The following is a 19,162-nucleotide window of genomic DNA, read 5'->3' as shown; positions in this document are numbered from 1 at the left end:
CTACACCGAGGTCGGGCGTAGCACAGGGGTGAGCGTTGCGATGAGACGGTCGGCGTACGCGGGGTCGATCGTCGCGCCGCTGATCAGGAGCCGGTAGTACAGAGCCCCGTAGACCAGGTCGATCACGATCTCGGGGTCGACGTCTGCGGGGAACTGCCCCTCCTCGACACCCTGTGCGATGAGCGTGGTGACGTCGGCCCGGCGGCTCTCGATGAAGCGTTCGCGAAGGGCGGCAGCGAGTTCGGGGTCGTGCTGGGCCGCGGCGACCAGGGCCGTGAAGGGCAGGCGGGCCTCCGGAGTGTTCATGAGCTGCGCGACGCGGCGGACCTGGGTGTGGAGGCGAGACAGGGCGTCGCCGTCCGCCGGGGCTGTCATCTTGCCCGCGTAGGCGTCGGTGAAGGCGTCCATCAGGACCGCGGCCTTGGTCGGCCACCAGCGATAGATGGTGTTCTTGCTGACGCCGGCGTGGGCGGCGATGTCGTCGACGCTCAGGCCGGGGAGGCCACGGTCGGTCAGGAGTTCCCGGGCCGCGATGAGCACTGCCCGGCGGGAGCGTTCGCTGCGGGGGCGGCCCGGTCCGCGGGCATCGTTCGGCTCGGCCATGGCGCAAGTCTACACATTTCGATACGATACGTTCAGTATTGAAAATATCGCCTGATGAGGAGAGTATGATGAGCAACGATCGGGTGTGGCTGGTGACCGGCGCGGCGTCGGGTTTCGGGTACGCGATGAGCCGGGCGGTGGCCGCCGCCGGTGGACGGGTGGTTGCCACGGCCCGGCGGCCCGAGCGGGCGCAGTCGTTGCGGGAGTTGGCGGCGGCGCATCCGGATCGCGTTCTCGTCCTGCCCTTGGACGTGACCGACGGTGAGCAAGCCGAGCGGGCGGTGGCAGAGGCTGTGAATGTGTTCGGCCGGTTGGATGTCGTCGTGAACAATGCCGGCTACGGGATATTCGGTGCCCTGGAGGAGATCTCCGACGACGCCGTGCGAAAGGTCTTCGAGACCAACGTCTTCGGCTCGCTCAATGTCATTCGCGCCGCACTACCGACCCTACGCGAACAGCGCTCCGGCCATATCGTGCAGATTTCATCGGTGGCCGGCGTCACCGCTCCGTCACCGGGCCTGGGCCTCTACGCCGCAACCAAATTCACGGTCGAGGGCATGTGCGAAGGTCTCGCCAAGGAGGTAGCCCACCTCGGCATCGGCGTCACCATTGTCGAGCCGGGCATGTTCGGCACGAATTTCGTTGCCTCACTGGATATCACTCCGACCCAGCACCCGGATTACGCCGCCAGCGTGGAAGCCGCGCACCAACGCCTGACCCACCTCGACCCGAGCGCTTACGGCGACCCCGACCACGCGGCCCACCAGATCGTCACCGCCGTCGAATCATCCACGCCCCCACTCCGTTTGCCACTGGGCCAGGACGCCATCACCGCCATCCGCACAAAACTGATCGACCATCTCGCCGAAATCGACGATCAGCACCCAGCCGTCGCGGCGGCTAGTTGATCCCGGCATTCGTCGACTCGATCGAGCCGAAACGCCTCAGCCGTAGACGAAATCGCGGCCCCGATCAGTTGCGATCGCGAACTGTATTGATACTCGACCGGCTACTCACTTGTTCTCCACGTCCTCATGGTCGATTCGTCTCCGGATGGCTTCGACCGTTTGGTCCTTCGGGATGTTTTGCGGCCAGAGCGTTGCCGCTGCCAGGACGGTCAGTGGGATGGCGATCGCGATGATCAAACCGATCGGCCATCCCCACAGACTCATGATGCCTCCGCATCGGTCTCGCCACTTCGATCCTCGAGGGCGGGATTGCAGAGTTCCAGGTAGACGCCCGAATCGCTGTCTGATTCGGGCAAGTCCCCGTAATCGCGGATCTCCAACATCCCTCCGGGGAACTCGATAAGCCGTGTGCGCCAGTGGTGCTCCATGTCTTCCTCTATTCCGGTGATGAGGTAGCTCAGAGTTGGGGAGCGAACGTGTCGGCGGGTGCCAGAGACTGCGCCGTCGGTGAGACGCTAGGCATCTCGGCCTGACCGCCGCGACAAGCTTGCTCAGTCTTGCTCGAATTGGTCCATCTGCATACGTGATTGGTCACCGTGCGGGATGATGCAGAAAGTGCGGGAAAACCCCGCGCACAGAGGAAGAATGGGGGTAAGGATCATGCGCCTGCGGTTCCTCGGTAAGGGCGGCTCCGACGTTGGGGAGTGCCCGAGCCTGTACGTCACGGACATGGGAACCTTCTTGGTGCAGGGATGGGAGACGGGCAAGAGCGATACCGTCGAGATCCCGCACCTTCTCCCGGGTTTCGCTGAGCCGGACACGTTCATCGGCACCACGATGACCGACACCGGACGCGGCACGTTCACCCTCACTGGACGACCGGTGACCGACGGCGAGACCCTGGGGCAACTCGACCTGGCTCGCGGGGAAGCTGCGATCGAAGTGCCGATGCGGGAGAGGACGTTCTACGGTGCAGTTTCGGCGGCGTGATCCGCGGTTGTGGGCGGACCTACTCCACGAGTGTGAGACCGAAGCCTTTCATCTGGAAACCAAGGATTCCTATGGTGTGCCGGAGGAGTCGGAACGGTTTCGACGGTTCATGAACGGGCTACCGCCGTTACCGGACGCCTATAAGGACGGCTGGATGGACCTCGTACGCGAGACCACCACGCGCGGTGTATCCGTGAGCAGGGTTCGGGTGGTGACGGTTCCGCATACCGACTATCACCGGTGGTTGTTGTCGGTGACCGGTGACAATGTGGCGGCTGGGGAAGATATTCGCTATGTCCCTCGCCATCTGGCCGGGGAGGTGCCGCCGGACGACTGGTGGCTCATGGACGGCATACGGGTTGCCTACAATCTCGTTGACGACAAGGGAGCGCCGGCCGGTATGGCGGTGACCACCGATCCCGGGATCGTTATCTACTGTCAGGGTGTGCGAGAAAGGCTTTGGCGATCGGCGGCGCCGTACACCGAATACGTTGAGAGCGAGCATATTCGACAGTGAAAGATGGCGTTCACGACGCGAGAGAAGCTCTCGGGGCCAGGCTCCGGGAGCTTCGGCGTCGTGCGGGCCTGTCCGGTCGGCAACTGGCCGAACTGGCTGGGTGGCACGAATCCAAGGTGTCGAAAATCGAGTACGGCCGGACGAGGCCGACCGATGACGACATCCGGGCATACTGTGCACACGCCGACGCTGACGACCAGCAGTCCGAGCTGCTCGCCGTCCTGCACAACATAGATAGCGCCTATTTGGAGTGGCGACGCGCTCTCGGTTCGGGCATCAAACACCGGCAGCAGCAATATTTGAAGCTGGAGACCGAGGCAACCTTCATCCGAAATTATCAACCGCAGATCATCCCCGGCTTGCTGCAAACCGCCGACTACGCCGAGGCCAAGCTGAGGCGGGCCGCCGAATTCCATGGCATATCAACCGATGTGGACAGTGGTGTGTCCAAAAGACTGGAGCGGCAGCAGATCCTGTACCGCCGAAAGTATCGCTGTCACTTCTTGATGGGTGAGCAATCGCTCCGCACGACGGTAGGTGGAAACGGTGTCATGATCGGCCAGTTGGACAGGTTGAGTTCGATGATAGGGATGCCACGTGTCACGCTCGGCATCGTGCCCGCCGAGTCGGAGGCGCTGGTGGTAGCAAGCAACTTCGCGATGTACGACAACCGACTGGTACTGGTCGAGGGCGTCTCTGCCGAACTGCGGATTACTCAGCCGAGGGAGATAGCGCTCTACGGGCGGGCATTCGATACCTTGGCCCGGCAGTCCGTCACCGGTGATGCCGCTCGAGAATTGATCGGCACGATACTCGAGAGTCGACGGCGGGGATGATTGGTGAAGTGAGTCTTTCGGGCGAACGCCCAGCGTGGCCGAGAACCTTCGATTCCGACTCGTTGCTACTAAGCTGCAGTTCATGCAGGCAGGTGGATCGACTCACGTGTGGTACGCCGCGTACGGTTCCAATCTGTTCGAGCGCCGGTTCGATTACTACCGGAAGGGTGGGAATCTGCCTGGGACGCCGCGTACCTACCCCGGATTTCGGGATCCGACGCCGCCTCGGGCTATTACGCCGCTGACGCTGCCGGGGACTATCTATTTCGCGTGGGAGAGTCCGGTGTGGACCGGGGGAGTTGCGTTCTATGCGCATAGGCCGATCAAAGGGTGGCCGTTGGGGGCCGCGGCGCGGGGGTATCTGATTACCGTGGAGCAGTTCGGTGACCTTATGGCGCAGGAGATGTATCGGGATCCGGGGACTGCCGCGGGGTTCGATCTGGGGGATGTGGTGGGTAATGGGATGAGCAAGTTGGGGGAGGGGCGGTACGAAACTCTGCTGCACATAGCGGATTTGGACAGGTATCCCGTGTTGGCGTTCACCTCGCCGTGGGATTGTGCGGCCGTCGAATTGAACCGGCCCTCGCCGCGGTATCTCGCCATGCTGGCGGCGGGGCTCGTGGAGTCGCACGGCTGGACTCCGGACGACGCGATGGACTATCTCACCCGGCTGCCCGGAGTGGAGGGCTTCTGGGAGCCGGATGATCTGCGTGATCTCATCGACGCGAAATGAGGTCTGTCAGCTGACCTCGAGCACGATCTTTCCTCGTGACCGGCCCTTCTTGCTCACTTCGAGAGCCTCGGCGGCCTGGGCCAACGGCAATGCGGTGTCGATGGGTACGGTCAATTTCCCGGCGTCGGCCAATTCGGCGAGCGCGGTGAGGTCGACCGCGGAGGGCCGTACCCATACCTGATGTCCGCCCTTCTCGCCCACGCTGCCGTCGGCGATCGAGGCGATTCGGGAGCGGTCGCGCAGGAGATCCTGGGACAACTCGATCACGCCGCTTCCGACGAAATCGGCTGCGGCGTCGATGCCTTCGGGCGCGAGTGCGCGGACCCGGTCCGCCAGGCCGTCGCCGTAGGTAATCGGTTCAGCGCCGAGGGAGCGGAGGAAGTCGTGGTTGCGTTCGCTGGCAGTGCCGATGACGCGAGCGCCGCGGGCGACGGCGATCTGGACGGCGAGCGAGCCGACCCCGCCGGACGCGGCGTGGATCAACACCGTTTCGCCGGATGAAAGCCCCACGCGGTTCAGCACCTGGTAGGCGGTGAGCCCGGCGAGCGGCAGGGCTCCCGCCTGCTGCCAGCTCAGCGCCGCGGGCTTGCGGGCCAGCGTCCGCACCGGCGCCGCGACCAGTTCGGCGTAGGTGCCGTGCTGCACCTCGTCGCGGCGGACGTACCCCATCACCTCGTCGCCGACCTGGTATTCGGGCACATCCAGGCCGAGCTGCGTGATCACTCCCGCCACGTCCCAGCCGGGGATCAGCGGGAAGTACGCGTACATCATCGGGTCCAGATATCCGGCGAGGACCTTCCAGTCGACCGGATTCACCCCGGCCGCCCTGACCTCGATAAGCACCTGGTCAGGGCCTACTTTCGGGGTGGGAAGCTCGCCGAATTCCAGTGCGTCGGGCTCACCGTAGGCGTTGGCAATGATCGCTTTCATACGTCCTCCCGAGGTCGGGTTGCCGCCGGAAATGATCGATTAGTGCCTGCCTCGCACCATACTCGCGGTGGGAAATGGCTCGCCCGCAGTGGGCCGTGATCGCTAACCTCGCGCCCATGTCGTACGAGAGCCCCCTGTCCTACGCCCTCGGCCTGGAAGGCATCGCCCTGCTGCGCACCTTCGCCGGTGAGCGCGACCGGGACTTCGGCGAGGCACGGATAGACGAGATCCGCCGCTTGCTCGACGACCCCGCGCTGCGCCGAGGCATCGCGGTCGAGGTGGTGGATACCGTTGCGGGATACGAGATCTGGGCGGATACCTACGACGGCCCCAACCCCGCCTTCGATTTCGACGAGCCGGTCGTGCGCGATATCGCCGGGGCCCTGCCACCGGGCACGGCTCTGGACGCGGCGTGCGGGACGGGCCGGGTCGCGGAGGTGCTGGCGGACTGCGGGCATCACGTCGTCGGCGTCGACAGCTCACCCCATATGCTCGACCACGCGCGAAAGCGGCTCCCGGAGGCGGACTTCCGGGCCGGCGACCTTCAAGAATTGCCGGTCGACGACGCCTCCGTGGATATCGTGACCTGCTCGCTCGCCCTGTCACACATCCCGGATCTGGTACCCGCCTACAGCGAATTCGCCCGCGTACTCCGCCCGGGGGGCCACGTGGTGATCACCGATATCCACCCCGAGCAGGTGGCCCGCACCCACGTGCCGACGGTGCGCCGCCCGGACGGCACCCCCGCCCGCCTGCGCACCTACCCCCACCGCACCGGCGATCACCTGCGCGCCGCCCTGGCCGCGGGACTGTCGGTCCGCGGCTGCGAAGAGCCTTCGCTACCTGCGCCGGAACCGGGAGAGCCTGCCACCGGCCCGGGTCCGTGGGAGGCCTGGCCGTGGTCGCTGGCGGCCCTGACCCCCGCTGCGGCTCATCTCGCAAGCGAGGGAGTCCCCGCGGTGATCATCTGGCATCTCCACCGGGACTGACGCCCGCGGCCGGAATCGCGGCACACGCGGTGTGCAGGGCGGCGCGGGCGGCGGCGATGGCCGGGTGGGCCCCGGTGCCGCGGCGGTAGGCCAGGCGGGTCCGCCGGCGGGTCGGCAGCGGAACGAGCGCGACGCCCTCGGGAATGTGCAGCGCGCCCAACTCGGGCACCAGCGCCACGCCCTGACCGGCCGCGACCAGTGCGAGCACGGTTCCGAAATCGTCGGCGTGGTGGCGGATGCGCGGCGCGAAACCCGCTGCCTCGCAAGCCCGTACGGTCATGAGGTGGCACAGCGTGCCGTGGGTGCTCGCGATCCACGGCGAGTCGCGGTGCGTGGCCAGCGGCGCCGGAGACGGCGCGGCCAGATAGACCGTCTCCTCCAGGAACGGTTCGGTATCCAGCCCGGTCTCGGGCGCGGCGGGCACGTAGTCGTACTCCTGGACCAGCGCGATATCGAGCGACTCCGCCCGCAGCGCCGCCGGCGCGCTCACCGGATCCAGCTCGGACACCAGCAGTTCCAGGCGCGGATGTTCCCGGCTGAGCGCGACGAGCGCCGGGGAGAGCATGGTCCGCACCGCCGTCGGGAAAGCGCCGATGCGCAGTGTGCCGGTGAGTTCGGTTCGGGCCGTGGCCAGTTCGGCCGACGCCTGCTCCAGCACCGCGAGGATGGCCTCCGCGTGCTCGGCCAGCCGCAGGGCCGCCGGGGTGAGCGTGACGCTGCGGCCGGTCCGCTCCAGCAGCGGCACCCCCGCCTCGCGCTCCAGCGCGGCCAGCTGCTGGGATACCGCGGACGGCGTATAGGCGAGCGCCTCGGCGACGGCCGCGATCGTGCCGCGCTGGGCCAGCTCGCGCAACAGGCGCAGGCGTCGGACATCGAGCATCAGTTCATCTTAAGCTCGCATGCAGAAACCTGAAATAGACGTGAAGCATCGAATCCATCAGGGTGAAGCCATGACGCTTACCGGCCTGTTCGTCCCGCTGATCACGCCGTTCACCGCGACCGGCGACCTCGCGGCCGACGCCCTGGAACGGCTCGCGCACGACGTGCTCGACGCGGGCGCGTCCGGGATCGTCGCGCTGGGAACCACGGGCGAACCCGCCACCCTGACCGGTGACGAGCGCCGCCGGGTCCTCGATATCTGCGCCACCGTGTGCCGGGAGCGGCAGGTCCCGCTGATCGCCGGGACCGGGTCGAATTCGACGGCCGACTCCATGGCGTCGCTGGCCGGACTCGATGCGCGGGTCACCGCGGCACTGGTCGTGGTGCCGTACTACACCCGCCCGTCCGCCGCCGGCGTGGTGGAACACTTCCGCAGCGTGACCGCGGCCTCGCCGGTTCCCGTGCTGGTGTACAACATCCCCTACCGCACCGGCGTATCGCTCGACGCCGAAAGCCTGTGCCGCCTGGCCGAACTGCCCGGCGTCGCCGGATTCAAGCACGCGGTGGGCGGTATCGACGCGGCGACCATCGCGTTCATGAGCAGGCGCCCGGCCGGGACGAGCGTGCTGGCGGGGGACGACCTGTTCGCCGCGCCGCTGCTGGCGCTCGGCGCGTCCGGCGCGATTCTGGCCAGCGCCAATGTGGCGCCGACGCCGTATGTGGACATGACCGCCGCGTGGCGCGACGGCTCGATGGACCGGGCCAGGGAACTCGGCAACCTGCTGGCGCCGCTGTCGGGGGCGCTGTTCGCCGAGCCCAATCCCGTTGTGGTGAAAGGTGTTCTGGCCGCTCAGGGCCGTATTCCGAGCGCGGCCGTGCGGCTGCCGCTGCTCCCCGCCACCGACGCGGCCGTGACGGTCGCGCTGGCGGCGCTGGACAGCAGCATCGCCGCACCGGTCTGATTACCGACTGCACATGTGAAGCGAGTCACAGTGGGGTCGCACCCGCGAAGGGGAAATCAGCGATCGTTTCCGGGGTCGCCGTCGCGATGCTGGCGCGACAGGCGCCAGAGAAATTCCGGATCGTCGTCGGGGCCGATAATGCGATTGCGTCGAGTGGAACCGGCACCGAGTCGATGCGAGCGCTCCGGCCCGAACGCCTTCCAGCACAGCACCGCGACGGCTACGACCGCGATGAGTGCCAACAGGTACGCCACGTCACTCACCTCCTGTCATCGAGGGTAATCCGTGTCCGTACCTGCGGCACCGCAGACGCCGGAAATAAGGGTCAGGCGCGCGTCGCCTCGGTGGTCAGCGACCTGAGCAGCTGCATCACCTCGGACTCACGGAAACGCCGGTGGCCACCCGGCGTGCGCAGCGAACCGAGCCGCCCGGCGTGCGCCCAGCGGGTGACGGTCTTGGGATCGACATGGAACAGTGCTGCTACCTGCCCGGGGGTCAGGAGGGCCTCCTGGCCGTTGACGGAACCCAAAGTGCGGCTCGCCGCGGTGATCGCAGTCATTCGCAAACCTTTCCGTAATCGACAGTTCCCTCATCAGATAGCGACATCGTTGCACCGCACCCCCCACGTACTCGAATGATCTAACGTTGGTAAAGGGGAAGTAATAGACAAATCGGATATGCGTACGGATTGGCGACGGTCCGGCAAACGCTGTCCAGCGAATATGCAGCGATCCGAACGTTCCGGACGCCGGGCGGGGCGGTCGCGATGTGTGGCCGTCGCTTAGGCTGGTCGTCGTGAGTGACGCATCCCGACCGGACGGAGCACCGGCCGATCCCGCCCCGGCCGCCGCTGGCCGGCGGCTGGCGCGCAACCTGGTGCTGTACACCCTGGCCCGGCTGGTGCTGGTCGCGGTCCTCGCCGCCGTCATCGTCGGGCTGGCGCATGTGCTGTCTGTGGATATCCCCCTGATCGTGGCGCTGTTGTTCGCGCTGATCATCGCGCTGCCGTTGTCGTTGGTGCTGTTCAAGCGGCTGCGCGCCCGGGTCAACGAGGACATCGCGGCGGTCGATCAGAAGCGGCGCACCGACAAGGCCCAGCTGCGCGCCCGCATGCGCGGCGACGAGGGCTAGAGCGCTCCGCCCCTGGTACCGCGCGCCCTGTGCCGCGCGGGCTACCGGCCCGCGCGGCGTGCACACCACCTGATCGAAATCCCAGCAAACCGTCCCTGACGGCCGCTGCGCCCGAACGTCTTTCGCTGACGTCTCCGCCCGTGTTTTTCACCGGTGGCGAACACCCTCGCCCGACATGTCAATTTTCGTTGACGCCTGCCGAATGTCAACGTAAATTGACGACATGAGTGAAGCAACAACGCTGGCGGCCGCCGCCGGCAGTCCCGACCCCAAGGTCGGGCTGCGCGCGGTGCTCGCGCTGAGCAGGCTGCTCGAACGGCTGGAGGCGATCCAGGTGGCCAATGCCCGGGAACAGGGCTGGTCCTGGCAGGCGATCGCCGAGGCGCTCGAGGTCAGCCGGCAGGCGGTCCACCAGAAGTACAACCGGAGAGGCGGGATCCGCTGATGTTCGAACGATTCTCGAAGGCGGCGCGGTACGCGGTCGTGGTCGCGCAGGAGGAGGCGCGCGAATTGCGTTCTCCGCACATCGATATCGAGCACCTGCTGCTCGGGCTGGCCGCGTGCCCCGACGCGGGCCTGCGAAAAGTGCTGTCGGAGAACGGCCTCACCGCCGAGGGCATCCGGGAGAGCCTGGGCCGCGGGCTGAGCGAGGACGCCGCCGAGCCCATCGGAGAGCCCCTGGGCGAGGAGGACGCCGCGGCCCTGCGCTCCATCGGCATCGATCTCGACGCCGTGCGCGAGAGCCTGGAGGCCACCTTCGGCTCGGACGCGCTCGACCGCGCCGTGCCGCCGGAGGACGAGCCCAAGCGGGGCCGCTTCCGTCGTCGCGGCGGTATGACCTTCGGCCATATCCCGTTCACCAAGCAAGCCAAGAAGGCGCTGGAACTGTCGCTGCGCGAGGCGCTCTCGCGGGGCGACGACCGCATCGAGGCCGCGCACGTGCTGCTCGGCGTGCTGCGCGCGCCCAACGATCCCGTCCGTGACCTGGCCGGCGGCGACGACGGCGTGCGCCGGCTGCGCGAGAACGTCCACGACCTGTTGGACCGCGCGGCCTGAGGATCCGGGTAGCCGCGCGGTGGCCGCTACGCCCGGCCGACGGGCGTGGCGGCCGTTAGCATGTCGCCATGGTCCTCTTGCTACGCCTGATCATCAACGCGGTCGCGATCTGGCTCGCCGCCGCCTGGGTTGCCGATATCGACCTGGTCAGCCCGTCGGATCAGGGCACCGGCGCGAAGATCGTGGTGGTGCTCGCCGTCGCGATCGTCTTCGGTCTGGTGAACGCCCTCGTCAAGCCGATCGTGAAACTGCTGTCGCTCCCGCTGGTGATCGTCAGCCTGGGCCTGTTCCTGCTGGTGATCAACGCCCTGATGCTGTGGCTCACGGCGAAGATCACCGAGACCACCGAGTACGGTCTGCGCGTGCACGGCTTCTGGGCCGCGATCTTCGGCGCGATCATCATCACGCTGGTCAACTGGGTACTGGGCATCCTGGTGCCCGACAACGACTAGCCGATCGCCAGCGCGATGGTGGTGAGGATCGACCACACCAGCATCGCCAGGCCGGTGTCGCGCAGCGACGGGATCAGGCCCGGTCCGTTCTCGCCGCCGCGCACGGGCGCGTTGGAGCGCACGGCCAGCGGAATCGCGAGCAGGCCGGCCAGGGCCCACGGGGTCCTGGCCACCAGCAGCAGCGAGACCGCGAACGGCACCCCCAGCAGCACCATATGCAGTGTGCGGGTGCGGGTGTCGCCGAGGCGCACGGCCAGCGTGGTCTTCCCGGTCACCGAATCGGTCGGGATATCGCGCAGGTTGTTGGTGACCAGCACCGCGCTGGAGAACGCGCCGACGCCGATCGCGCCGACCACACCGGCCCACTCGATCCGCTCGGCCTGCACGAATTCGGTGCCCAGCACCGCGATCAGGCCGAAGAACACGAACACCGCGATCTCGCCGAAACCGCTGTAGCCGTAGGGTTTCGCGCCCCCGGTGTAGAACCACGCCCCGGCCAGGCAGGCCGCGCCCACCAGCAACAGCCACCACGCCGTGGTGAACACCAGCACCAGGCCCACGACGGCGGCCACCGCCAGGCTCGCGACGGCCGCGGCGCGCACCGCGGCGGGGCTCGCCGCACCCGAGCCGACCAGCCGCAGCGGGCCGACTCGCTCGTCGTCCGTGCCGCGGATGCCGTCGGAGTAGTCGTTGGCGTAGTTGACGCCGATGATCAGCGCGAGCGACACCACCAGGCTCAGCAGCGCCTTCCACCAGACCGCGCCGTCCAGCGACGCCGCCGCGCCGGTGCCGACCAGGACCGGGGCGATCGCATTGGGAAGGGTGCGCGGGCGGGCGCCTTCGAGCCATTGTGCGGGACTTGCCATCCTCGCAGCCTAATGCGCACCGGGGACTCGGCAACCGAGCGCGCCCGCCACTGTATCGGTAGAATTATTCCGATATATCGGATTAGAATATGCGGCGACGCGGCGCACAATGGGGAGCGGTGATCCGCACTGTTGCGCGCCCGATAACCAGTAGACCGGTCACATACGATTGCGACGGCATGTTTCCTGATCACAGCGGCTCCACAGGCGCCGGGACGACACACACCCGGTCGGGCACGAACCGGGACGAGAATCTGCCCGGGGCGCGGATCCTGGTGGCGCTGCTGGGCGAGATCGCGGTGCGCAAGGACGGCGAACTCACCGCGGTTCCCGGCGCCCGGGCGCGCCTGCTGGTCGCGGCGCTCGCCGCGCATCCCGGCCGCAGCCGCAGCGCGCAGGCGCTGATCGACGAGGTCTGGGGCGAGCAGCCCCCGCGGGCGCCGATGAACGCGCTGCACACGCAGGTGTCGCGGCTGCGGTCGGTGCTGCCGGAGGGCGCGCTGGAGATCGGCCCGGCCGGGTACCGGCTGGTGCTGCCCGAGGGCGCGGTCGATCTGAGCGCCGCGCGCCTCCTCGAGCGGGAGGCCCGGGACCTGCTCGACAGCGGCGACGCGGCGGGCTGCCTGGAGCGGATCGCGCGGGCGCGGCGGCTGTGGCGGGGCGAGCCGGGGTCGGATCTGCCGTCCGGCCCGGTCGCGGACGAACTGGGCGAACTCGCGGCGGCGCGCTGGAATGCCCTGGACGGCCTGGAACTGGCGGCCCGCGAGGAGGCCGGTGATCTCGCCGGCGCGACGGCCGTCGCCCGCCGGGCCGCGCTCGCGCAGCCGCTGGACGAGCCCGCGCACGGCACGCTCATGCGCCTGCTCGCCGCCGACGGCCGGTCCAACGAGGCCCTGGAAGTCTTTGCGACGCTGCGCAAACGGCTGGGCGACGAACTCGGCGCCGATCCGGGCCCGGCCCTGGTCACGCTGAATACCGCCATCCTGCGCGGGGAACCGATGCCGGAGCCCGCGCGCGCCAGGCCCGCCGCGAGCCGGACGCCGGTGCAGCTGGTGTCCTCGGCACAGCATGCCCTGACGCCCGAATCCGGTGACGGGCACGCGGAACGCCCGGCGCCGCCGCTGCTGTCGACGATCGGGTTGCGGGCCGCGCCCAATCCGCTGCTGGGCCGCGAGGCCGATCTCGACGCCCTCGAACGGTCGCTGCGGACCTCGCGGGCGGTGACCGTCCTCGGACCCGGCGGTACCGGAAAGACCAGGGTGGCCAACGAATTGGGCGCGCGGGTCGGCGGCGAGCAGCCGGTCGCGATGGTCGAGCTGGCCTCGCTGCGGGCCGATCCGGACGGCCTGGCGGCGACCTGCGCGGAGATCGAGGCCGCCATCGGCGCGACGCTCGGGATGAGCGAATACTCCCGCGAGACAAAGGTATTGCGCCCGAATCAGATCATCGACGGCCGCCGGCGCCTGCGGGAGGCGCTGTCGCTGCGGCCGATGCTGCTGATCCTCGACAACTGCGAACACCTGATCGACGCCGTCGCCGAGGTGGTCGCGGATCTGGTCGGCGCGTGCGATCAGCTGACCGTGCTGGCCACCAGCCGGGCCCCGCTGGCGATCACCGCCGAGACCGTCTACCCGTTGCCGCCCTTGGCCATCGACGCGCACGGTTCACCGGCCACCGACCTCTTCGTCGCGCGGGCCCGCGCCGTCCGGCCGTCGGTGCGGCTGGAACCCGAGGCCGTGGCGCGGCTGTGCCGGACGCTGGACGGGCTGCCGCTCGCCATCGAACTCGCCGCGGCCCGGGTGCGGACGATGAGCGTGGAGGAGATCGAGGCGCGGCTCGAGCACCGGTTCGCCCTGCTGCGCTCGGGCGACCGCACCTCGCCGGAACGGCATCGCACGCTGCACGCGGTGATCGAGTGGAGCTGGAATCTCCTCGATCCCGAACAGCAGATCGCGTTGCGGCGGCTGTGCCGGTTCCCGGCCGGATTCACCCTCGCCGCAGCCGAATTCGTGGCCGGTGGGGACGGGGTCATCGATCCGATGGGCGCCGTGGAGGGTCTGGTGAGCCAGTCGCTGCTCACCGTGCTCGAGGGGGACGACGAGGTCGGGACGCGCTACCGCATGCTGGAGACGGTCCGCGAATTCGGCGAGGAGCAGCTGATCGACGGCGAGGCCGATCTCGTCATGGACCGGATGTGCGGCTGGGCGCGGGAATTCGTCGTCGACGTCGCGCGGCGGTACCAGACACAGGACCAGGTCGAAGTGGTGCTGTCGGTCGCCGCGGAACTGGACAACCTGCTCGCCGTGCTCCGATACGCGCTGGACACCGAGGACGCCGAAACCGTGTACTCGGTCTTCGCGGTCGTGGCCACCCTGTGGGTCATGCGGGGCGGCCATATGGAACTGATGAACTGGGCGCCGCGACTGCTCGCGGTGGCGCCGCCGACGGGCGAGCGCACGCTGGAGCAGGCCGCGCTGGAGATGCAGACCTACCTGACGGTCGGGGCGCACCTGATGTTCGGCAACGCGGGCCTGCGGGCGCTCGCGATCATCCGCGGGCGGACCCGCCGGCTGCTGAACTCGACCGCACCGCTGACCCCGATGGCCCGCTACTTCGGTGAGCTGATCTGCCTGCGACCCGACGTCAGCCGGCTCGGGCGCAAGCTCGCCGAGGGCGCTCGTAGTCCCGACGACGACGTGCGCGCCGTGGCGCTGATGCTGCGCGCGAACATGCGCGAGAACAACAGCGACGTGTACGGCTCCACCCAGGACGCGATCCAGGTGCTGAAAATCGTGGAGCCCCACGATGTCTGGAGCACCGCGATGGCCTGCCAGCATCTCGGCCAGATGTCCTCGCAGCAGGCGCACTACCGGGAGTCGGCGGGCTACTACCGCCGTGCCGTCGATCTGCTGGTGCTGCTGCACAGCTACGAGGAGGCCGTGGAGATCCGCACCTTCCTGGCCGTCGCGCTGGTCGGCGCCGGGGAGCCGGTGGCGGCCCGCACGGAACTGGAATTCGCGCTGGGCATGGTGGACGACGGCACCGATCTCGACGATCCCGTGGTGCGGCCGAATCACCGGCGCGGGATGGTGGTGTCGGGGCTCGCGGAACTGGAACTCGCCGAAGGGGAGATCGAGCGCGGCCTGCGGACCTATCGCAAATCGCTGGAGCTGTTCGACTGGCCCCTGCAGCAGGTGGCGCCCGGTCCCGGCGACATCCTGATCGGCGCGGCCGTCCTCGACGCGCATGTGCTCCACGACCGGCTGTCCGAGGTTCCGGCGCTGCCGGCGCAGCTGATCGACGAGACGCTGGCGCGGCTGGCGCAGTACTTCGATCTGCCGCAGATCGGCGCGGTCGCCTGCGCGATCGGCACGTATCTCGTTGCCACCGGCAAGAATACGCAGACGGGGCTGTCCCTGCTGGCGCTCGCGCCGAAGGTCGTCGGCCGCCAGGACATGCCCTCGATGCGCTGGAATCGGCACCTCGCGCTGCACCGGCCGGTCGTCGGCGAGGAGGCGCTGGAGAACGTCCGGCGGGCGCTGCCGGGCCTGAGCCGCCGGGTGGCGGCGGAGCGGGTGATGCGGATGCTGGGCGAGGTCCTCGACACGGTACGCGAATGAGCGTGTCCGCCAACCGGTTTCCCGGTCGGCGGACACGCTCGGTGCGGTGTGGGTCACGCCCGGCGCATGTAGGCCCGGATCGCGAGGGGTGCGAAGATCACGACCACGGCCACCGAGCCGACCAGGCACCAGACCAGGTTGCTCGAGAAGACGTTGTCGTTCATCAGTTCTCGTGACGCGTTGACCATGTAGTAGATCGGGTTGACCTTGTTCAGGCCCTGCAACCAGCCGGGCATGGTGTTCACGCCGACGAAGGCGCCGGACATGAAGGTCAGCGGGAACATGATCATCATCGAGATGCCCTGGACGGCCGAGGCGCTCTTACCAGTGACTCCGACCAGCGCCCAGATCCAGCTGACGGCGAACGAGCAGAGCACCACGACCAGGCCGGCCGTGACCACGCCGACGACCCCGCCGCCGGGCCGGTAACCCAGGATCAGGCCCATCACGATGGTGAGGACGGTCGCGATGCCGTAGCGCACCATATCGGCGATCAGCGCGCCCGACAGCGCCGAAATGCGGGCGATCGGAAGGGATTTGAACCGGTCGAAGACGCCCTTGTCCATATCCTCCCGGAGCTGGGTGCCGGTGACGACCGAGGTCAGCACCACGGTCTGCACCAGGATGCCCGGAATCAGGGTCGGCAGGTAGTCGTGCATGCTCCCGGCGAGGCCGCCGCCGAAGATGTAGGCGAACAGCGCCGTGAACAGGATCGGCTGGATCGTGACGTCGAACAGCTGCTCGGGATTGTGCTTGATCTTGAGGATCCCGCGGTAGGCCATGGTGAGCGAATTCGCCACGGTCTGGCGGAGTGAGATGTGGTTGCTGACTTGGGGAATCGCGACGGGCGCCGCGTGGCGCCCGGTCTGGGCAGGGGCGGTCATCGTGGTTGTCATGCCGCGCTCCTCTCGGAATCGGTATCGGTCTCTTCGGCGCCGTGCCCGGTGATGGCGAAGAAGACCTCGTCCAGGCTCGGCTTGCTGACGGTGATCTCGTCGACCCGGACGTCGTTGTCGCGCAACCGGATCAGCAGATCGGCGGTGACGCCCGGATCGTCCAGGGGTGCGGTGATGCGGCGGGCCTCGGGGGTGACGCTGGCCTCGACGAGCTTGCCCGCGGCGTGCGAGAGGAATTCGCCGATGAGGGTGCGGGCGGTCTCGGTGCGTTCGGGATCGGCGACGGTGATCTGCAGCGCCGACACCCCGACCGACGCCTTCAGCTCGTCGGAGGTGCCGTCGGCGATGACCTTGCCGCGGTCGATCACCGCGATCCGGTCGGCCAGCTGATCGGCCTCGTCGAGGTACTGCGTGGTGAGCAGGACGGTCGCGCCCTCGCGGACCAGACGCCGGATGGTCTCCCACATCTGCGCGCGGGTGCGCGGATCCAGGCCGGTGGTCGGCTCGTCGAGGAACAGCAGCGGCGGGGTGGAGATCAGGCTGGCGGCCAGATCGAGCCGGCGCCGCATACCGCCGGAGAAGTTCTCCAGGGGTTTGTTGGCGGCCTCGGTCAGTCCGAACTCCTCCAGCAGTTCGGCGGACTTGCGCCGGGCGTCGAAGCGGCTCAGGCCGAGCAGGCGGGAGAAGATCATCAGGTTCTCGGTGGCGCTCAGCTTCTCGTCGACCGAGGCGTACTGCCCGGTGACGCCGATGAGCGAGCGGACCGCGGTCGGTTCTGCCATCACGTCGTGGCCGAAGATCCGCGCGCTGCCCCCGTCCGGGCGCAGCAGCGTGGCGAGCATGCGGATGGTGGTGGTCTTACCGGCCCCGTTGGGTCCCAGCACGCCGTACACGGCGCCCTGCGGCACCGCCAGGCTCACGCCGTCGACGGCTCGCTGCTCCCCGAAGACCTTGACCAGCCCGTCCGCCTCGATTGCGAGAGCATCAGCAGGTGCGTATGAAGTCATGCCACACACTCTGCGACCCCACCCTTGCACGCCCCTTGCGCCACTGTTGCACGCCCACGCAAGCCGGGCTTTCGTCAGCGTTTCCCACGCTCAACCTTGGTTTCCGGCCAACGGCACGCCGGAAAACGAGCATTGCGATGCGGGAAGAAATCCTCGCTTCCGGCACGCTTTCGGCCGGAATCCACGTCAGTGCGGAGCGTCGGCGAGGAGATGCTCACGCAGTTTGATGCGGTCCGGCTTCCCGGGCCCACGCATAGGAACCTCGTCGATGACGGCGAGTTCGCGGGGGGCCGCGATGGCGTCGAGTTCGCGGGTGACGTGGTCGCGGAGCTCGTCGAGGGTGGGGCGGGAGCCGGCGGTGGGGACGACGGCGACGGCCACGCGCTGGCCGAGGCGTTCGTCGGGCAGACCCAGGACGACGACCTCGCTCACTCCGGGGTGGTTGGCCAGCACGGCCTCCACCACCTGCGGGATCACCAGCAGGCCGCCGGTCATGATGGCCTCGTCCAGGCGGCCCTGGATGGTCAGGACGCCGTTCTCGTAGACCCCGGCGTCCTCGGTGCGGAACCAGCCGGGTTCGGCGAAGGCGGGGTGGTCGGGCAGTCCGCGGTAGCCGCTCGCGAGCATGGCCCCGCCGAGCAGCACCCGGCCGTCCTCGATGCGCACCTCGGCGCCGTCGAGCGGGATGCCCTCGTAGACGCAGCCGCCGCAGGTCTCGCTCATGCCGTACGTGCGCACCACGGTGATGCCCGCGGCCCGGGCACGCTCCAGCACCGGCTTCGGGGTGGGCGCGCCGCCGATCAGCACGGCGTCGAGGGACGCGAGCGCCTCCGCGCCGGACGGCTCGTCGAGGGCCTTGATCAGCTGGGTCGGCACGAGGGAGGTGTACCGGCGCGGACCGGTCATCCCCGCGATGGCGGTCGCCAGGCCGTCGGGTAGGAAACCGTCCGAAACGTCCAGTACGACGGGTTCGGTGCCGGCCTGGATACTGCGCAGCAACACCTGAATTCCGGCGATGTGATGGGTCGGCAGCGCCAGCAGCCACTGGCCCGGCCCGCCCAGCCGCTCGTGCGTGGCGGTCCCGCTGGCGCGCAGGGCGGCCGCGCTGAGCATCGCTCCCTTGGGGACCCCCGTGGTGCCCGAGGTGGTGACGACGAGCGCCACCTCGTCCTCGATCGGTTCGCCGGGACGCAGGGCGTTGGAGAGCCGGTGTGATTCGCGGCGATCACCCGTCGGCACCGGCAACCAGGCCGGACCGTTGCCGGCCAGTGCCTCTCGCAGGTGCGGCATGACCTCACCCACCGCGGCTCCGGTGGGTATGGGAAGGGTCCGCAGGGTGCTGCTCACGTTCGCGATCGTGTCATGTCAGGGCCGACGACCCGCGAACGGGTCCGCGCTTCCTTCACTCGGGTAGGGAGGAGAATCAGTCCGACGTCACTGTCGCGAGCGGCCAGCCACCGGCTGCCAGCCGGGAGGCCACACGAGCGATATCGTCCTCGCCCGGCTGCTCCTTGGCAACTCGGGCGATCGCGTCCTCGATCTCGTGCCGGGCGATCTCGTCGTCGCCCGCGCGCTCGCTGACCAGCTCCTCGACGATCAGATGCACCTCGTAGTCGGTGAGGCGGCGATGCAGCACGGCGAGCAACGCCACGTAATCCGACTGCGGGATGCCCTGCGGATATCCGGCCCTCAGCCAGCCGAGCACCTTGCCGAGGACCGAGCGCTCGGCCTCGGAACGCTCGGGCGTCTGCGGTGATGTGGACTGCGGTTCATCGGTCACGGGATAT

At 68.5% G+C, this 19,162-nt stretch carries 23 protein-coding genes; 12 read left to right on the top strand and 11 right to left on the bottom strand.

Annotated elements, in window-relative coordinates; all coding sequences use genetic code 11:
* Positions 1 to 603, bottom strand: a complete 603-nt coding sequence (locus tag ON41_RS28580) for a TetR/AcrR family transcriptional regulator (protein ID WP_051162686.1) — start codon at positions 601 to 603, stop codon at positions 1 to 3.
* Between the two features lie 92 nt (positions 604 to 695).
* Between ON41_RS28580 and ON41_RS28575 the strand changes: the two genes are divergently transcribed.
* Complete coding sequence (locus ON41_RS28575; RefSeq protein WP_218003570.1) at positions 696 to 1,511, top strand: SDR family NAD(P)-dependent oxidoreductase; 816 nt, start codon at positions 696 to 698, stop codon at positions 1,509 to 1,511.
* A gap of 105 nt (positions 1,512 to 1,616) precedes the next feature.
* On the opposite strand, the gene ON41_RS41875 is transcribed toward ON41_RS28575, so the two are convergent.
* Complete coding sequence (locus ON41_RS41875; protein ID WP_157185650.1) at positions 1,617 to 1,775, bottom strand: hypothetical protein; 159 nt, start codon at positions 1,773 to 1,775, stop codon at positions 1,617 to 1,619.
* A 396-nt stretch (positions 1,776 to 2,171) separates the two neighbouring features.
* Here ON41_RS41875 and ON41_RS28570 point away from each other — a divergent pair, with 396 nt between their 5' ends.
* The 4 genes from ON41_RS28570 (at position 2,172) to ON41_RS28555 (ending at position 4,587) form a co-directional block, all read left to right on the top strand.
* The gene (locus tag ON41_RS28570; RefSeq protein ID WP_040751124.1) at positions 2,172 to 2,501 is read left to right on the top strand and encodes a hypothetical protein; all 330 of its coding nucleotides are present in this window, start codon (positions 2,172 to 2,174) and stop codon (positions 2,499 to 2,501) included.
* Positions 2,482 to 3,018, top strand: coding sequence for a DUF6879 family protein (locus tag ON41_RS28565; protein ID WP_051162684.1), 537 nt, complete (start codon positions 2,482 to 2,484; stop codon positions 3,016 to 3,018). Before ON41_RS28570 ends, ON41_RS28565 begins: the two co-directional genes overlap by 20 nt.
* Positions 3,015 to 3,854 carry a helix-turn-helix domain-containing protein gene (locus ON41_RS28560; protein ID WP_040751069.1) on the top strand — a complete coding sequence of 280 codons (840 nt, stop codon included), beginning with the start codon at positions 3,015 to 3,017 and terminating at the stop codon, positions 3,852 to 3,854. The genes ON41_RS28565 and ON41_RS28560 overlap by 4 nt, the downstream gene beginning before the upstream one ends.
* Positions 3,855 to 3,936: 82 nt before the next feature.
* Complete coding sequence (locus ON41_RS28555; protein WP_040751068.1) at positions 3,937 to 4,587, top strand: hypothetical protein; 651 nt, start codon at positions 3,937 to 3,939, stop codon at positions 4,585 to 4,587.
* A 6-nt stretch (positions 4,588 to 4,593) separates the two neighbouring features.
* Here ON41_RS28555 and ON41_RS28550 read toward each other — a convergent pair whose 3' ends face one another.
* Complete coding sequence (locus tag ON41_RS28550; RefSeq protein ID WP_040751067.1) at positions 4,594 to 5,517, bottom strand: NADP-dependent oxidoreductase; 924 nt, start codon at positions 5,515 to 5,517, stop codon at positions 4,594 to 4,596.
* Positions 5,518 to 5,633: 116 nt separating this feature from the next.
* Here ON41_RS28550 and ON41_RS28545 point away from each other — a divergent pair, with 116 nt between their 5' ends.
* Complete coding sequence (locus tag ON41_RS28545; RefSeq protein WP_040751122.1) at positions 5,634 to 6,506, top strand: class I SAM-dependent methyltransferase; 873 nt, start codon at positions 5,634 to 5,636, stop codon at positions 6,504 to 6,506.
* Here ON41_RS28545 and ON41_RS28540 read toward each other — a convergent pair.
* Positions 6,481 to 7,386, bottom strand: a complete 906-nt coding sequence (locus ON41_RS28540; RefSeq protein WP_040751065.1) for a LysR family transcriptional regulator — start codon at positions 7,384 to 7,386, stop codon at positions 6,481 to 6,483. The two genes, ON41_RS28545 and ON41_RS28540, sit on opposite strands and share 26 nt — an antisense overlap.
* Positions 7,387 to 7,456: 70 nt before the next feature.
* Between ON41_RS28540 and dapA the strand changes: the two genes are divergently transcribed.
* Complete coding sequence (gene dapA / locus ON41_RS28535) at positions 7,457 to 8,347, top strand: 4-hydroxy-tetrahydrodipicolinate synthase (protein ID WP_040751063.1); 891 nt, start codon at positions 7,457 to 7,459, stop codon at positions 8,345 to 8,347.
* Positions 8,348 to 8,403: 56 nt separating this feature from the next.
* On the opposite strand, the gene ON41_RS28530 is transcribed toward dapA, so the two are convergent.
* Positions 8,404 to 8,601 carry a hypothetical protein gene (locus tag ON41_RS28530; protein WP_040751061.1) on the bottom strand — a complete coding sequence of 66 codons (198 nt, stop codon included), beginning with the start codon at positions 8,599 to 8,601 and terminating at the stop codon, positions 8,404 to 8,406.
* A gap of 71 nt (positions 8,602 to 8,672) precedes the next feature.
* Positions 8,673 to 8,906, bottom strand: coding sequence for a BldC family transcriptional regulator (locus ON41_RS28525; RefSeq protein WP_051162682.1), 234 nt, complete (start codon positions 8,904 to 8,906; stop codon positions 8,673 to 8,675).
* A 236-nt stretch (positions 8,907 to 9,142) separates the two neighbouring features.
* Between ON41_RS28525 and ON41_RS28520 the strand changes: the two genes are divergently transcribed.
* The 4 genes from ON41_RS28520 (at position 9,143) to ON41_RS28505 (ending at position 10,986) form a co-directional block, all read left to right on the top strand.
* A complete protein-coding gene (locus tag ON41_RS28520) occupies positions 9,143 to 9,478 on the top strand; it encodes a DUF4229 domain-containing protein (RefSeq protein ID WP_040751060.1) in 336 nt (111 codons plus the stop codon).
* A gap of 223 nt (positions 9,479 to 9,701) precedes the next feature.
* Positions 9,702 to 9,923, top strand: coding sequence for a helix-turn-helix domain-containing protein (locus ON41_RS28515; RefSeq protein WP_040751059.1), 222 nt, complete (start codon positions 9,702 to 9,704; stop codon positions 9,921 to 9,923).
* A complete protein-coding gene (locus ON41_RS28510; protein ID WP_040751057.1) occupies positions 9,923 to 10,534 on the top strand; it encodes a Clp protease N-terminal domain-containing protein in 612 nt (203 codons plus the stop codon). The genes ON41_RS28515 and ON41_RS28510 overlap by 1 nt, the downstream gene beginning before the upstream one ends.
* Positions 10,535 to 10,602: 68 nt before the next feature.
* A complete protein-coding gene (locus ON41_RS28505; protein WP_040751055.1) occupies positions 10,603 to 10,986 on the top strand; it encodes a phage holin family protein in 384 nt (127 codons plus the stop codon).
* Here the strand turns inward: ON41_RS28505 and ON41_RS28500 are convergent.
* A complete protein-coding gene (locus ON41_RS28500; protein WP_040751053.1) occupies positions 10,983 to 11,852 on the bottom strand; it encodes a 1,4-dihydroxy-2-naphthoate polyprenyltransferase in 870 nt (289 codons plus the stop codon). The genes ON41_RS28505 and ON41_RS28500 overlap by 4 nt on opposite strands.
* Positions 11,853 to 12,031: 179 nt before the next feature.
* Here ON41_RS28500 and ON41_RS28495 point away from each other — a divergent pair, with 179 nt between their 5' ends.
* The gene (locus tag ON41_RS28495; RefSeq protein WP_051162680.1) at positions 12,032 to 15,472 is read left to right on the top strand and encodes an AfsR/SARP family transcriptional regulator; all 3,441 of its coding nucleotides are present in this window, start codon (positions 12,032 to 12,034) and stop codon (positions 15,470 to 15,472) included.
* Between the two features lie 53 nt (positions 15,473 to 15,525).
* Here ON41_RS28495 and ON41_RS28490 read toward each other — a convergent pair whose 3' ends face one another.
* From ON41_RS28490 to ON41_RS28475, 4 genes are all read right to left on the bottom strand, one after another.
* Positions 15,526 to 16,368 carry an ABC transporter permease gene (locus tag ON41_RS28490; RefSeq protein WP_040751051.1) on the bottom strand — a complete coding sequence of 281 codons (843 nt, stop codon included), beginning with the start codon at positions 16,366 to 16,368 and terminating at the stop codon, positions 15,526 to 15,528.
* Positions 16,365 to 17,375 (bottom strand): daunorubicin resistance protein DrrA family ABC transporter ATP-binding protein, encoded by a 1,011-nt coding sequence (locus tag ON41_RS28485; RefSeq protein WP_040751049.1) that lies wholly within the window; start codon positions 17,373 to 17,375, stop codon positions 16,365 to 16,367. The genes ON41_RS28490 and ON41_RS28485 overlap by 4 nt, the downstream gene beginning before the upstream one ends.
* A 186-nt stretch (positions 17,376 to 17,561) precedes the next feature.
* Positions 17,562 to 18,665, bottom strand: a complete 1,104-nt coding sequence (gene menE, locus ON41_RS28480; protein WP_051162678.1) for an o-succinylbenzoate--CoA ligase — start codon at positions 18,663 to 18,665, stop codon at positions 17,562 to 17,564.
* Between the two features lie 133 nt (positions 18,666 to 18,798).
* Entirely contained in the window at positions 18,799 to 19,155 is a 357-nt protein-coding gene (locus ON41_RS28475; protein WP_051162676.1) for a DUF3349 domain-containing protein, read from the bottom strand.
* Positions 19,156 to 19,162: the final 7 nt, after the last annotated feature.

Source organism: Nocardia transvalensis NBRC 15921 (assembly GCF_000308875.1).
In the GTDB taxonomy this organism is placed as follows: domain Bacteria; phylum Actinomycetota; class Actinomycetes; order Mycobacteriales; family Mycobacteriaceae; genus Nocardia; species Nocardia transvalensis.
This window is presented reverse-complemented; position numbering and strand designations above follow the sequence as displayed.

Bases quoted from the DNA above. Each gene is read 5' to 3' on its own strand.
- ON41_RS28580 (WP_051162686.1), bottom strand. From the start codon at position 603: ATGGCCGAGCCGAACGATGCCCGCGGACCGGGCCGCCCCCGCAGCGAA.
- ON41_RS41875 (WP_157185650.1), bottom strand. From the start codon at position 1,775: ATGAGTCTGTGGGGATGGCCGATCGGTTTGATCATCGCGATCGCCATC.
- ON41_RS28570 (WP_040751124.1), top strand. From the start codon at position 2,172: ATGCGCCTGCGGTTCCTCGGTAAGGGCGGCTCCGACGTTGGGGAGTGC.
- ON41_RS28555 (WP_040751068.1), top strand. From the start codon at position 3,937: ATGCAGGCAGGTGGATCGACTCACGTGTGGTACGCCGCGTACGGTTCC.
- ON41_RS28550 (WP_040751067.1), bottom strand. From the start codon at position 5,517: ATGAAAGCGATCATTGCCAACGCCTACGGTGAGCCCGACGCACTGGAA.
- ON41_RS28545 (WP_040751122.1), top strand. From the start codon at position 5,634: ATGTCGTACGAGAGCCCCCTGTCCTACGCCCTCGGCCTGGAAGGCATC.
- ON41_RS28540 (WP_040751065.1), bottom strand. From the start codon at position 7,386: ATGCTCGATGTCCGACGCCTGCGCCTGTTGCGCGAGCTGGCCCAGCGC.
- dapA (WP_040751063.1), top strand. From the start codon at position 7,457: ATGACGCTTACCGGCCTGTTCGTCCCGCTGATCACGCCGTTCACCGCG.
- ON41_RS28525 (WP_051162682.1), bottom strand. From the start codon at position 8,906: ATGACTGCGATCACCGCGGCGAGCCGCACTTTGGGTTCCGTCAACGGC.
- ON41_RS28515 (WP_040751059.1), top strand. From the start codon at position 9,702: ATGAGTGAAGCAACAACGCTGGCGGCCGCCGCCGGCAGTCCCGACCCC.
- ON41_RS28510 (WP_040751057.1), top strand. From the start codon at position 9,923: ATGTTCGAACGATTCTCGAAGGCGGCGCGGTACGCGGTCGTGGTCGCG.
- ON41_RS28505 (WP_040751055.1), top strand. From the start codon at position 10,603: ATGGTCCTCTTGCTACGCCTGATCATCAACGCGGTCGCGATCTGGCTC.
- ON41_RS28500 (WP_040751053.1), bottom strand. From the start codon at position 11,852: ATGGCAAGTCCCGCACAATGGCTCGAAGGCGCCCGCCCGCGCACCCTT.
- ON41_RS28495 (WP_051162680.1), top strand. From the start codon at position 12,032: ATGTTTCCTGATCACAGCGGCTCCACAGGCGCCGGGACGACACACACC.
- ON41_RS28490 (WP_040751051.1), bottom strand. From the start codon at position 16,368: ATGACAACCACGATGACCGCCCCTGCCCAGACCGGGCGCCACGCGGCG.
- ON41_RS28485 (WP_040751049.1), bottom strand. From the start codon at position 17,375: ATGACTTCATACGCACCTGCTGATGCTCTCGCAATCGAGGCGGACGGG.
- menE (WP_051162678.1), bottom strand. From the start codon at position 18,665: ATGCCGCACCTGCGAGAGGCACTGGCCGGCAACGGTCCGGCCTGGTTG.